Raw genomic sequence first — 12,347 nt, forward strand, 5'->3', positions numbered from 1 at the left:
GTCTAACCGCGATCCGTTATCCGGGTCCGGGACAGCGCATGGTAGGCAGTTTGACTGGGGCGGTCGCCTCCCAAAGAGTAACGGAGGCGCGCGAAGGTGGGCTCAGAGCGGTCGGAAATCGCTCGCTGAGTGCAATGGCATAAGCCCGCTTGACTGCGAGACTGACACGTCGAGCAGAGTCGAAAGACGGCCATAGTGATCCGGTGGTCCCGCGTGGGTGGGCCATCGCTCAACGGATAAAAGGTACGCCGGGGATAACAGGCTGATCTCCCCCAAGAGTCCATATCGACGGGGAGGTTTGGCACCTCGATGTCGGCTCATCACATCCTGGGGCTGGAGAAGGTCCCAAGGGTTCGGCTGTTCGCCGATTAAAGTGGTACGTGAGCTGGGTTCAGAACGTCGTGAGACAGTTCGGTCCCTATCTGCCGTGGGTGTAGGAGTATTGAGAGGATCTGTCCCTAGTACGAGAGGACCGGGATGGACGTACCTCTGGTGGAGCTGTTGTGGCGCCAGCCGCAGTGCAGCATAGCTATGTACGGACGGGATAACCGCTGAAGGCATCTAAGCGGGAAACCCACCTCGAAACGAGTGCTCCCTATCAGAGCCGTGGAAGACGACCACGTTGATAGGCCAGATGTGTAAGCGCGGTGACGCGTTGAGCTGACTGGTACTAATCGCTCGATTGGCTTGATTGCTCTCATGATCCATGTTCGCTGAAAGCGAATGGATCATGATCTTTAAGTTGGCCTCAGACGCCGGCGGGAACGTCCGTTCCCTTGGCTGTTCCATGCACGAGCATGGGCGGCCGGTCGGCCTTGCGGACCCTGACGGGTCCGGGGCGCCAACTTTGACGAGAAAGACTTTGACCTTGGAGCTGCGAAGTTCGAAGGTGGAGCCCTGAGGCTCCCTTGCCTGCTGTTTGTCCTTCGCCGGTCCGGTGATTTGAGCGAGGAGCTAAAGAACCCGATCCCATCTCGAACTCGGCCGTTAAACTCCTCAGCGCCGATGGTACTGTGTCTCAAGACCCGGGAGAGTAGGTCATTGCCGGGCCTGCCAAGGACAAACACAACGCCTCTTTACAGTCTCTGACAACACAAGCGCGGTCGTTCCAGCAGAACGCCGCGCTTTTGCGTATCTCCCCTTCGCCTTCAAAGCCCTGCTTTGAAGGCCATGAGTGGCGCGGGGTGGAGCAGCCCGGTAGCTCGTCAGGCTCATAACCTGAAGGTCACAGGTTCAAATCCTGTCCCCGCAACCAACACACAAGCCCTCGTGCGCAAAACGCCACGGGGGCTTTTTGCCGTTCAGAGCACAGAGACAGCATGCCACGACGCAAAACCACCAGCGCAGGGCCCAAGGCCGCCACGAGCGCCCGCCCTCAGCTCCGGCAAAATCGCTGGAGAAGTCCAGGGACGGCCAAACCAGATACCGCCGCAGAATATAAATAGCACCGACCGCACGAAGTAGCTGCCTATGCCGTCAGCTTCACTCGCTCCCGCGTCGCACCCGCCATAGACGAAGACAGAATTCCCGTTAGAGTGGAGCGGAACCGTATTGGAAGCGGTCGATCCTTCACGAGGGGAGTACATGTCCATGACGATGACACGCCGCGACTTGGCCAAACTAGGCCTTGGACTGGGTGCCGCAGCAGCTCTGGGTCGAAGCGCTTTTGCGCAGGCGCCAGCATTCTTCCGCATTGGCACTGGCGGAACCGCCGGTACCTATTACCCGATCGGCGGCTTGATCGCGAATGCCGTGTCAAATCCGCCCCAGCTCGTGCTGACGGCTCAGGCCTCCAATGGATCTGTTGCCAACGTCAACTCCATCGCGTCGGGCGCTCTCGAATCCGGCTTCAGCCAGGCAGACGTTGCCTATTGGGCCCACACTGGAACGGGCCTCTTCGAGGGCAAGGGCAAGATTGAGGATCTGCGTCTTCTGGCCAATCTCTATCCTGAGAGCATTCACCTCGTTGCGGCGAAGTCCGCCAACATCAAATCCGTGGCCGATCTCAAGGGCAAGCGCGTATCCCTCGATGAGCCCGGCTCCGGCACACTGGTCGACGCCAGGATCATCCTCACCGGGTGGGGGCTTAAGGAAGCGGACGTGAAAGCCGACTTCCTGAAGCCAAACCAGGCGGCCGAGCGCATGCGCGACGGCGGTCTGGATGCCTTCTTCTTCGTCGGGGGCTATCCCACAAGCGCCATTACGGAGCTTGCCGCCACGGGCGGCGGCATCGATATCGTTCCGCTGGCCGGACCAGAGGCCGACGCGATCCGCAAGCAGTACAGCTTCTTCGCCGCCGACGAGATCCCGGCCGGCACCTACAAGGATGTGGCTGCCGTGAAGACGCTCGCGGTCGGCGCCCAATGGGTGACCTCGGCCAAGGTGCCGGAGGCGGTCGTCTACGAGGTCGTGAAGGGCCTCTGGAGCGACAAGACCCGCGCGGCGCTGGATGCCGGCCATGCCAAGGGCAAGCTGATCCGCAAGGACACGGCGCTCGCCGGTGCGGGCATCCCGGTCCATCCGGGTGCTGAGCGCTTCTACAAGGAGGCCGGCCTCCTCAAGGGCTGATCCTCGTCTACCTCCTGATTCAGCCTCCCGCGACAAGCGTCGCGGGAGGCGCTTTTCTTCCAGCCCGAGAACACGCCATGACCGCCACTGCTGATGCCCAGACGTTGATTGAAGACCGCAGCCTCGAGGAGAAGTTCGATCCCGAGCTGCGCTTCCGGCCCCTGCCGACAGGGACCGCATGGCTGGTGGCGGGCCTCCTGCTGGCGCTCTCGTTCTTCCACTACTACACGGCGGGCTTCGGATTGCTGCGGGAGGCGACCCACCGCGGCATTCACATGGCCTTCGTTCTCGGCCTGATCTTCCTCGTCTTCTCGGCGTCCAAAAGAGGCTACGACCGGATCGCCCCGTCGAACTGGTGGCGCCCGGGCAGCATCTCGCTTGTCGACTGGGCCCTGGCCATCGCGGCTGCGGCCGCCAGCCTTTACGTGCCGTGGATCTTCAACGAACTGGCCTTCCGCGTCGGCAATCCTTCCACGACCGACGTGGTCATGGGAACCATCCTGATCCTCGTCCTGCTGGAGGCAACCCGCCGCTCGGTGGGATGGCCGCTGCCGGTGATCTCGATCTTCGTGATGCTCTATGCCTATTTCGGCCCCTCCATGCCGGGCATTCTCCAGCATCCCGGCGCGTCGTGGTCCAACATCGTCAATCATCTCTATCTCACCAGCCAGGGCATTTATGGCATCGCCCTGGGAGTTGTTGCCACTTACGTCTTCCACTACGTGCTCTTCGGTGTGCTGGCGACGCGGGTGGGGCTCGGCAAGCTCTTTATCGATCTGGCCACTTGCCTGGCCGGTCGCTTCGCAGGTGGACCGGCAAAGGTCTCGATCTTCGGCTCCGCCCTGTTCGGCATGATCTCCGGCTCCTCCATCGCCAACACGGTGACGGTCGGGTCCCTGACGATCCCGGCCATGATCCGGGTGGGCTACCAGCGCCACTTCGCGGCGGCGGTTGAGTCAGCGGCTTCCACCGGCGGTCAGATCACCCCGCCGATCATGGGCGCCGCCGCCTTCCTGATGGTCGAATTCCTGAACATGTCCTACCAGACGATCATCCTGGCGGCGCTCGTGCCGGCGTGCATGCACTTCTTCGGCGTGTTCATGCAGGTCCATCTCGAGGCCAAGCGATCGGGCCTGAAGGGGCTGCCCGCGGAGGAGCTGCCGAGAGCCGCCAAGGTCATTCGCGAGGGATGGCAGACCATCATGCCGCTCGCAGTGCTGCTGATCGTGCTGTTCTCCGGCTTCACCCCCTATCTGGCGGCCTTCTGGGGCATCACCGCCTGCCTCGTCGTCGGCGCAACGCGGGTGCCTCTCATCAATATCGGCTTCCTGGTCGCCGTCATCGCAGCCGTCGCTGCGGGCCTGCTCACGCAGCTCGTTTTCGTGGGGCCGGTGCTCGTCTTCGTGCTGGCGCTCCTGATCTATACCTATCTCAGGAGCGATGCCGGCAAGGCGGTGGTGTTCGACCTCATCGATGCCTTCGTGGTGGGGGCGAAATATGCCATCGGCGTTGGCGCGGCCGCTGCCACGGTCGGCATCATCGTGGGCATCGTCACGCTCACGGGCGTGGGCTTCAAGATCTCTTTCATCGTCACGTCCTTCGCGGCCCAGTTGGCGCAGGCCTTCACGGACTTCCTGCCGGTGGCGCTGAGCGACATAAAGGGCATGACGCTGTTCTTCACCCTGCTGATGACCGCCATCGTGTGCATCCTGCTGGGCTGCGGCGTGCCGACCACGGCGAACTACATCATCATGGTCACGGTGGCGGCGCCGGCCCTCGGGCTCCTGGGGGTGCAGCCGCTCGTGGCGCACTTCTTCGTGTTCTATTACGGGGTGCTTGCCGACATCACGCCGCCCGTGGCGCTGGCGGCCTATGCGGGGGCCAGCATGGCGGGTGCCGACCCGTTCAAGACCGGCAACACGGCGTTCCGCCTCGGGCTCGGCAAGGTGCTGGTGCCGTTCGTCTTCGTTTACGGCCCGGCCATGCTCATCGTCACGCCCGAGTTCACGTGGCCCGGTTTCTTCTTCGTGGTCGGCGGTGCCCTCACGGGCATCATGTTCCTGTCTGCGGCCTTCGCGGGCTACGGGCTGACGGCGATGCGGGCCTGGGAGCGCTGGCTTATCGGCTTGGCGGCCCTGCCCATCATCGCCCCCAATCCGCAGACAACCCTGATCGGACTCGCCATGGCAGCTCCGGTCGCCGTGTCCCAGGTTCTCAAGGCCCGGACGGCCATGGTGCCCAAACCCGCCTGAAGGTGAGGGCGTTGCTGCATGGTCGCTCCTTCAGAACCTGAACCATTCGGCGGCGCTCCCGTTGTTCTTGGCTTGGTGCAAAGACGACAGGAGAGCCGAATGGTCGATTACCGGAAGCTGTTGGATGCGTTCATAGGAGCCATCGGACGTCCCGATCAGCAGAGTTCGGGCCAGACGGCTCAAGGAGGCGTGCGGCAGCAGGTCGAGAGGAGCGTGACCCAGGTCACAGGCCAGTCGCCCGATCAGCTCCTGCAGAAGGCCAAGGATTTCGCCACGCAGCACCCCGGCCTGACGCAGACGGCTCTTGTCGGCTTGGCCGGCCTCCTGTTCAGAGGGCGCAAGAAGGGCAAGCTGACCGGCAATCTGGTCAAGCTCGGCGGTCTCGCGGTCATCGGTGGGCTGGCCTACAAGGCCTATCAGAACCAGCAATCGGCCAAAGGCACCGCCGGTGGGGCCAGTGCGACGGGTGTCCCGACCATGGACGGGGTCCAGGCCGCCGCGGCCGGAACTCCCGCTCCTCAGCCGGACGAGGCGGTCGCGCAGTCCGCCCTCAGCGTGCCTGAGACTTCGCGCTTCCATCCGGTCTCTCAGACCGAGGACGATGCGCTCCTCTTCCTGCGCACCATGGTGGCGGCGGCCGCCGCCGACGGGCATATCGACGACGGGGAGCGGTCGCGAATCATCAAGGGCCTGACCGAAGCAGGCATCGACCCGGATGCCACCCGCTGGCTCGACACCGAGATGGCCTCTCCGGCCGATGTGGAGGAGCTTGCCGCCAATGTGAACGATCCGGAGAAGGCCGCTCAGGTCTATTCGGCCGCCCGCATCGCCATCGATCCCGACACGATCCAGGAGCGCGAGTTTCTGAATCAGCTGGCCGAGGCGCTCGATCTCGAACCGGCCGTGCGCTCCCAGATCGACGACACTGCAGGGGCGATGACCTGACGCGCCTCAGAGAGGCGAGGTTTTGCCTAAGAGCCTGATGCTCTGGTACTTCATGGTGGTCTGCGCCCCGCCTCTTTCCTCGTAGCGCTTGGCCAGGATGAAGCCGAGTTCGGGCGAGTACAGATCCGTGTGCTCGAACGTGGCCTTGCCTGTCGCGTTCAGAAAGCGATTGCGAACGATCAGGACGTCGTAGGAGCAGGTGCCGAGCTGCATCTGCTCCTGACCCGTCACCGTCAGTTCGAGCGAAATCAGGGCTCCCACCTTGTCGGGCTGGGCCGGCGCATAGGTGAGGGCGCGGCGGGCTTTCGGCTCCAGCGGGAAGACGGTGCGCAGGTCTGACACGGGAATGTTGATGCTGCGGGCCGTATCGTCGAAGCGGCTGATGGGGAAGAATCCCCGATAATAGATCACATTCTGCGTCTTCCCGCCGGGATAGGAATTCACCACGTGAACGAAGTTGTCCGAGGAGGGCCGAACCTCCGCCTTCGTTCCCTGCCGCTCCAGGATGAAACCGAGCTTCGCCGTCTGGGCATTGGGGCAGTCGTCGGCATAAGCCGGAACAGCGAGCGTGGCTGAGATGGCAAGGAGAAGCGCAGATCGAAGCATCGTCGTTTCGCAGAGCGAGAGGGAGACTTCATCGGCGAAGTCATTTTACTGAAATAACATAACGAACAAGCGTCCGCCAGCAGGGGCGAGGCCCCTCCTTGGAAGCTTTGCAGGATATTTCTCCTCAGGTGACGACGACTTTCGTCAAACGGATGGTTGATCTCGGCTGCCGCTCCAGATCAAATACCCGCCAGTTCGGTCACCGATGTCTAATAAGGAAATGAAGAATGGCTGAGAGGCCTCACCGTCGCACTCCCGATCAGCTTCGCTCACGGCTCTGGTTCGACAACCCGGATAATCCGGGCATGACGGCGCTCTATCTCGAGCGCTATCTGAACTTCGGCCTCACGGGCAAGGAGCTGCAGGGCAAGAAGCCGATCATCGGCATCGCGCAGACCGGGTCCGATCTGTCTCCCTGCAACCGGCACCATCTGGAGCTTGCCAAGCGCGTGCGCGACGGCATCACGGCGGCCGGCGGCGTGGCCTTCGAGTTTCCCTGCCACCCGATCCAGGAGACCGGCAAGCGCCCCACTGCCTGCCTCGACCGCAACCTCGCCTATCTCTCCCTCGTGGAGGTTCTCTACGGCTATCCGCTCGACGGCGTCGTGCTGCTTACCGGCTGCGACAAGACCATGCCGGCCTGCCTGATGGCGGCGGCAACCGTGAACATCCCGGCGATCTCGCTCAATGTCGGCCCCATGCTGAACGGCTGGCACCAGGGCGAGCGCACGGGTTCCGGCACCATCGTGTGGAAGGCGCGCGAGCGCCATGCGGCCGGCGATATCGACTACCAGCAGTTCATCGACATTGTCGGCTCGTCGGCTCCGTCCGTCGGCCATTGCAACACCATGGGCACGGCCTCGACGATGAACGCTCTCGCCGAGGCTCTCGGCATGGCGCTGCCGGGTTCGGCGGCGGTGCCCGCGCCTTACCGCGAGCGCGGGCAGATGGCCTACGAGACGGGCCGTCGCATCGTCGACATGGTGTGGGAAGACCTGAAGCCCTCCGACATCATGACCCGCGAGGCGTTCGAGAACGTGATCGTGGCCAATGCGGCCATCGGCGGCTCCACCAATGCCCCGATCCACATCAACGCGATCGCCAAGCACATCGGCGTTCCGCTCGATTGCGACGACTGGGAGCGGATCGGTTTCGAGATCCCGCTGCTCGTGAACGTGCAGCCCGCGGGCGAATACCTCGGCGAGGAGTATTTCCGCGCCGGCGGCTTGCCGGCTGTGCTGGCGGAACTGATCGGCGCCGGCAAGATCCACGAGGATGCGATCACCTGCACGGGCACCACCATCGGCGAGAACTGCCGCGGCAAGCATACCTGGGACCACGACGTCATCCGCTCCTACGACAATCCGTTGAAGGAGAAGGCAGGCTTCCTCAATCTGAAGGGTACGCTGTTCGACTCGGCGATCATGAAGACGAGCGTGATCAGCCCCGAATTCCAGGAGCGCTATCTCAACAACCCGGATGATCCGAATGCCTTCGAAGGACGCGTGGTCGTGTTCGACGGGCCGGAGGATTACCATCACCGCATCGACGATCCGTCGCTCAACATCGATGAGCACACGATCCTCATCATGCGCGGCGCCGGACCGGTCGGTTACCCCGGTGCGGCGGAGGTGGTGAACATGCAGCCGCCCGGCTCGCTGATCAAACGCGGCGTTCTCTCGCTGCCGTGCATCGGCGACGGCCGTCAGTCCGGCACGTCCGGCACGCCGTCGATCCTCAATGCATCGCCGGAGGCGGCCGTCGGCGGCGGGCTGGCGCTTCTGCAGTCGGGCGACCGCATCCGCATCGACCTCAACAAGCGCAGTGCCGACATTCTCCTCTCGCCAGAGGAGTTGGAGAAGCGCCGGGCCGATCTCGAGGCGCGGGGTGGCTATGCCTATCCGGCGAGCCAGACGCCCTGGCAGGAGATCCAGCGCTCCATGGTCGATCAGCTCTCGGAGGGCATGACCTTGAAGCCCGCCGTGAAGTACCAGAAGGTCGCGCAGACCTTCGGCGTGCCGCGCGACAATCACTAGCCAGCAGCGAGGGCAGTCATGAACAGGCTTCAAGGAAAGACCGCCCTCGTGACGGCGGCAGGGCAGGGGATCGGACGCGCCATTGCGGAGGCTTTCCTCCGCGAGGGCGCGACGGTCTGGGCGACGGATCTCGACGTGGCGAAGCTGGAAGGCCTGGAGGGCGCGCAGAAGCGCAGGCTCGATGTGCTCTCCAATGGAGGTGTCGAGCAACTCGTCGCTGAGGCAGGAGGCTTCGACATCCTCGTCAATGCGGCGGGATACGTGCATCACGGCACGATCCTCGAATGCTCGGACAAGGACTGGGATTTCTCCTTCGACCTGAACGTGAGGTCCATGCACCGCACGATCAGGGCGGTGCTGCCGGGCATGCTGGAGAAGGGCCGCGGATCGATCGTCAACATCGCGTCCGGCGCCTCCTCCGTGCGCGGCATTCCCAACCGCTATGTCTACGGCACGACCAAGGCGGCGGTGATCGGCCTCACCAAGGCAGTCGCGGCCGATTTCATCAAGCGCGGCGTCCGGGCCAATGCCATCTGCCCCGGCACGATCCAGTCGCCGTCCCTCGATGAGCGGATCGCTGCCCAGGCCGAGAGCTCCGGCCAGAGCCTGGAGACGGTGCGCCAAGCCTTCGTCGACCGCCAGCCCATGGGCCGGCTCGGCACGGCCGAAGAGGTGGCGGCGCTTGCCGTGTATCTCGCGTCCGACGAGGCGAGCTACACGACCGGGCACATTCACTTAGTCGATGGTGGGTTTGCGCTGTAATTTTGCTTAGTGTCGCTCTTAAGGCGATCACCTCCATTGTCATTCCGGGGCGCACCTTTGGTGCGAGCCCGGAATCCATAAACGCGACCTCTCCAGAAGAGGCGAGCATCGTTCCACTTCATTCTGAACTGCTAGCGGTTATGGATTCCGGGCTCCGCTGCGCGGCCCCGGAATGACAGCGGGATCCATTGGGGCAAGCCGTGCATTTGCGCAGCGGGCTTAAACCTGCCGCCCCTTGTAAGGCGTCTCAGGCACCGGCGTCAGCGGTCCCTTGCCTTCGAACCATGCAATCAGGTTATCCGCCACGAGCTTGCCCATGGCGTTGCGGGTGTGGACTGAGGCGGAGGCGATGTGGGGCAGGAGCACCACGTGCTCCATGTCGATCAGTTCCTGCGGCACGTGCGGCTCGTCCTCGTAGACATCGAGGCCGGCGCTGAGAATGGTCCCTGTCTTCAGAGCCTCGATCAGCGCCTGCTCGTCCACCACGGTGCCGCGCGCCACGTTGATCAGCACGCCGTTGGGGCCCAAGGCCTTCAGCACATCCGCATTGATCAGATGGCGGGTCGCAGAGCCCCCCGGCGTGATGACGATCAGCACGTCGCAGGCTTCCGCGAGGCCGGTGACCGTCGGATGATAGGGATAGGCGACATCGTCCTGCTGCGTGCGCCCATGATAGGCGATGCTCACATCGAAGCCCGCGAGGCGTCGTGCGATGGTCTTGCCGATGCGCCCGAGCCCGACGATGCCGACCTTACGCTCGCGCAGGGTGGTCGAGAGCGGGAAGGAGGCTTTCAGCCATTGCCCCTCGCGTAAGTAACGATCGGCCTGCGGGATCTTGCGCAGGGTCGCCAGCAGCAGGCCGATGGTCAGGTCGGCGACCTCATCGTCGAGCACGCCGGGCGTGTTGGTGACGACGATGCCGCGCCGGGCTCCTTCCGCCGCATCCACGTTGTCGTAGCCGACGCCGAAGCTCGAGATGATCTCGGCGTTCGGCAGCCGGTCGAGGAGCGAGGCCTCCAGACGGCCGTAGAGGGTGCTGGTGGCGACGCCGCGGATGCGCGGCCCGACTTCCTTCAGGAAGGCTTCCTGGTCCGTCTGCTCCCACAGGCGGTGCAGCGTGCAGGCTTTCTCCAGCGTTTCGATGACGATCGGCATCATCGGCGCGGTCATCAGGATGTCGGTCTGGCTCATGGGATTTCCTGTTGCTGTCTGAAATCAGGGGATGGCGCAGCGTGCGGCGGTACCGCGGCGCAGGGCCTCGTCGATGGTTTTGGCCTGTTGCTGGAGCGCGGCCTTCACATCCTGGGGCAGGTCGAGCCAATGGCAACCGCGCAGGGCCGCCTCCAGGGCGTAGAGGGCATTGAGGTTGACCTGGCGGGGCACCATGAACTTGAGGCGGCGATAGGCTTCGACGCCCCCGATGGTGCGAAGCTCGCCCTCTGTCCGGATGCCGGCCTCCTTCAGCCAGCCCTGCGTGACGGGCCCGATCCCGGGCAGGGTCTCGACGGGGGCATCGCTCATGAGGACGTCTCCGGTTGTGTCTGTTTCGCGCGTTCGCGGGAGAGCAAGTAGAGCCCCGATGCGATCACGATGCCAGCCCCGACGAAGGTCCAAGAATCGGGCCAGTCGCCGAACAGGATATAGCCCAGCGCGAGCATCCAGACGATCTGGCTGTAGATGAAGGGCGCCAGGATCGCCGCCGGAGCCCGGGCATGGGCGAGAACGAGCAGCCAATGGCCGAAGGCCCCATAGAAGCCGGTCGTGGCGAGGAGAAACCAGACGAGCGGCGAGGACGGAGTGGACCAGATCCAGGGCAGCACCGGCGTCACGAGAACGATGCCGGCAACGCTCGAATACAGGGTCGTGGTCGCAATCGAATCGCTCGAGGCGAGCATCCGGGTCACGATGTTGTAGAAGGCATAAGCCACGGAGCCGGCCAGGGAGAGCAGGGCCGCGGGGTGCATGGTGCCGAGACCCGGCCGGGTGATGACGAGAATGCCGATGAAGCCCACGGCGATGGCGGTCAGTCGCTGCCAGCCGATGCGCTCCCCCAGGATGGGAGCGGCCAGCAGCGCCACCAGCAGGGGCGTCGCGAAGATGATCGACTGCGTCTCGACCAGCTGCAGGTATTTCAGGGCGAGGAAATTGCACAGGGTGGAGGCGAGGAGCAGGAAGGAGCGGAGGAGCTGGAGGGGAAGGCGGCGCGTCCTGAGCGCTCCCGGCTGGGTGCGCGGGTTGATCACCATGAATGTGAGCAGGGCTGCCGACATGTAGCGGGCCCAGACCGTCACCATGGGGTCGACGGAAAGGTTCACCCATTTGGCCGTCGCATCGAGGCAGGAGAAGCAGAACAGGGCCGCGCACATGAGGGCAATGCCGATCAGGCGGTTCTGCTGCTGCGACACTGGCTTGGAGCGGGACGTGGAGACGGTATCGGCCATCACGGAATGCTAGCCGCAGAACGATCCCGACGCGAATACCTGCAGCGCACGTCCCTCGTGCGCCGCAGACAGGGGTGGTGGGCGAATCTCTCACTTATGAGAGAGCATCGGATGGATCCCAAAAATGCAGATCCACTTTTGGGCCCGATGCTTCAGGCCGTTGCGGCGAGCTCCGGTTCGCCGGCTTCCAGCACGTCGACCTCGTCGTCGGTCTCAAATCCGGTTTGATCGGCGCCGGTGAAGCCGGCGAGGTTCTTGGCGGCGCGACGGAGGAGCTTGCGCAGGCGCTTGCGGTCTTTGTTGTCGAAGCCCTGGAGCAACTCGCCTTCGACCTCTTCCCAGAGGCTCTCGATGGCGGCAGCCTTGCGTTTGCCTTCCTTGGTGAGCTTCACGCGCACGACCCGGGCATCACCGGGCTCCGTGTGACGCTCCACCAGCTTGAGGGCGGACAGGCGCGAGACGGTCTTTGAGGCGGTCGGCGGGCGCACTCGCAGGATGGTGGCCAGTTCACCCATGGTCATGGGACCGGAATTGCCCAGCGCCTGGAGCACCTGCTCCTGGCCGGCGAAGAGGCCGAGTTCGGAGAGCTTGTCGCCGGTACGGCTACGATGCAGGCGCGATGCTTGAACCAGAGCCCATCCGACGCTCTTGATGCCCGGATGCTTGTTGTCGGTATCCATGGTTCCTCGCTGCTCGAAGCGTTGCCTTCTGTACCATGGACCGGACTCATGACGGTA

The 12,347-nt window shown here is 63.9% G+C and carries 9 protein-coding genes, 1 tRNA gene, 2 rRNA genes and 1 pseudogene; 8 read left to right on the forward strand and 5 right to left on the reverse strand.

Annotated features, from left to right (window positions below):
• From MA07_RS03705 to MA07_RS27505, 6 genes and pseudogenes are all read left to right on the forward strand, one after another.
• Nucleotides 1-695: ribosomal RNA gene (locus tag MA07_RS03705) — 23S ribosomal RNA — on the forward strand; the annotation flags it as partial.
• A 238-nt stretch (nucleotides 696-933) separates the two neighbouring features.
• Nucleotides 934-1,050: ribosomal RNA gene (gene rrf / locus MA07_RS03715) — 5S ribosomal RNA — on the forward strand.
• A gap of 128 nt (nucleotides 1,051-1,178) precedes the next feature.
• Nucleotides 1,179-1,255 (forward strand) — tRNA-Met (locus MA07_RS03720).
• Nucleotides 1,256-1,590: 335 nt separating this feature from the next.
• Nucleotides 1,591-2,568, forward strand: a complete 978-nt coding sequence (locus MA07_RS03725) for a TAXI family TRAP transporter solute-binding subunit (RefSeq protein ID WP_052002819.1) — start codon at nucleotides 1,591-1,593, stop codon at nucleotides 2,566-2,568.
• A 116-nt stretch (nucleotides 2,569-2,684) separates the two neighbouring features.
• Nucleotides 2,685-4,820: pseudogene (locus MA07_RS03730) on the forward strand (TRAP transporter permease); the annotation flags it as partial.
• 99 nt (nucleotides 4,821-4,919) lie between these two features.
• Nucleotides 4,920-5,765 (forward strand): tellurite resistance TerB family protein, encoded by an 846-nt coding sequence (locus tag MA07_RS27505; RefSeq protein WP_052002811.1) that lies wholly within the window; start codon nucleotides 4,920-4,922, stop codon nucleotides 5,763-5,765.
• 6 nt (nucleotides 5,766-5,771) lie between these two features.
• Here MA07_RS27505 and MA07_RS03740 read toward each other — a convergent pair whose 3' ends face one another.
• Nucleotides 5,772-6,371, reverse strand: coding sequence for a hypothetical protein (locus MA07_RS03740; protein WP_036347172.1), 600 nt, complete (start codon nucleotides 6,369-6,371; stop codon nucleotides 5,772-5,774).
• Between the two features lie 227 nt (nucleotides 6,372-6,598).
• On the opposite strand from MA07_RS03740, the gene MA07_RS03745 reads away from it, so the two are divergent.
• Nucleotides 6,599-8,407 (forward strand): IlvD/Edd family dehydratase, encoded by a 1,809-nt coding sequence (locus MA07_RS03745; RefSeq protein WP_036347174.1) that lies wholly within the window; start codon nucleotides 6,599-6,601, stop codon nucleotides 8,405-8,407.
• A gap of 18 nt (nucleotides 8,408-8,425) precedes the next feature.
• Entirely contained in the window at nucleotides 8,426-9,169 is a 744-nt protein-coding gene (locus MA07_RS03750) for an SDR family oxidoreductase (protein ID WP_036347176.1), read from the forward strand.
• Between the two features lie 219 nt (nucleotides 9,170-9,388).
• Here MA07_RS03750 and MA07_RS03755 read toward each other — a convergent pair whose 3' ends face one another.
• The 4 genes from MA07_RS03755 to MA07_RS03770 all read right to left on the reverse strand — a co-directional run bounded on the left by MA07_RS03755 (nucleotide 9,389) and on the right by MA07_RS03770 (nucleotide 12,290).
• Nucleotides 9,389-10,360 (reverse strand): 2-hydroxyacid dehydrogenase, encoded by a 972-nt coding sequence (locus tag MA07_RS03755; RefSeq protein WP_036347179.1) that lies wholly within the window; start codon nucleotides 10,358-10,360, stop codon nucleotides 9,389-9,391.
• Between the two features lie 24 nt (nucleotides 10,361-10,384).
• Nucleotides 10,385-10,690 (reverse strand): TfoX/Sxy family protein, encoded by a 306-nt coding sequence (locus MA07_RS03760; RefSeq protein ID WP_036347182.1) that lies wholly within the window; start codon nucleotides 10,688-10,690, stop codon nucleotides 10,385-10,387.
• Complete coding sequence (locus tag MA07_RS03765) at nucleotides 10,687-11,610, reverse strand: DMT family transporter (RefSeq protein ID WP_036347185.1); 924 nt, start codon at nucleotides 11,608-11,610, stop codon at nucleotides 10,687-10,689. The genes MA07_RS03760 and MA07_RS03765 overlap by 4 nt, the downstream gene beginning before the upstream one ends.
• 152 nt (nucleotides 11,611-11,762) lie before the next feature.
• A complete protein-coding gene (locus MA07_RS03770; RefSeq protein WP_036347187.1) occupies nucleotides 11,763-12,290 on the reverse strand; it encodes a MarR family winged helix-turn-helix transcriptional regulator in 528 nt (175 codons plus the stop codon).
• Nucleotides 12,291-12,347: the final 57 nt, after the last annotated feature.

The sequence above is a fragment of the Microvirga sp. BSC39 genome (genome assembly GCF_000739015.1).
GTDB lineage: Bacteria > Pseudomonadota > Alphaproteobacteria > Rhizobiales > Beijerinckiaceae > Microvirga.

Excerpts from the sequence above, each read along its gene's own strand:
- MA07_RS03745 (WP_036347174.1), top strand. The coding sequence starts at position 6,599 with ATGGCTGAGAGGCCTCACCGTCGCACTCCCGATCAGCTTCGCTCACGG.
- MA07_RS03755 (WP_036347179.1), bottom strand. The coding sequence starts at position 10,360 with ATGAGCCAGACCGACATCCTGATGACCGCGCCGATGATGCCGATCGTC.
- MA07_RS03725 (WP_052002819.1), top strand. The coding sequence starts at position 1,591 with ATGACGATGACACGCCGCGACTTGGCCAAACTAGGCCTTGGACTGGGT.
- MA07_RS03770 (WP_036347187.1), bottom strand. The coding sequence starts at position 12,290 with ATGGATACCGACAACAAGCATCCGGGCATCAAGAGCGTCGGATGGGCT.
- MA07_RS03760 (WP_036347182.1), bottom strand. The coding sequence starts at position 10,690 with ATGAGCGATGCCCCCGTCGAGACCCTGCCCGGGATCGGGCCCGTCACG.
- MA07_RS03740 (WP_036347172.1), bottom strand. The coding sequence starts at position 6,371 with ATGCTTCGATCTGCGCTTCTCCTTGCCATCTCAGCCACGCTCGCTGTT.
- MA07_RS27505 (WP_052002811.1), top strand. The coding sequence starts at position 4,920 with ATGGTCGATTACCGGAAGCTGTTGGATGCGTTCATAGGAGCCATCGGA.
- MA07_RS03750 (WP_036347176.1), top strand. The coding sequence starts at position 8,426 with ATGAACAGGCTTCAAGGAAAGACCGCCCTCGTGACGGCGGCAGGGCAG.
- MA07_RS03765 (WP_036347185.1), bottom strand. The coding sequence starts at position 11,610 with ATGGCCGATACCGTCTCCACGTCCCGCTCCAAGCCAGTGTCGCAGCAG.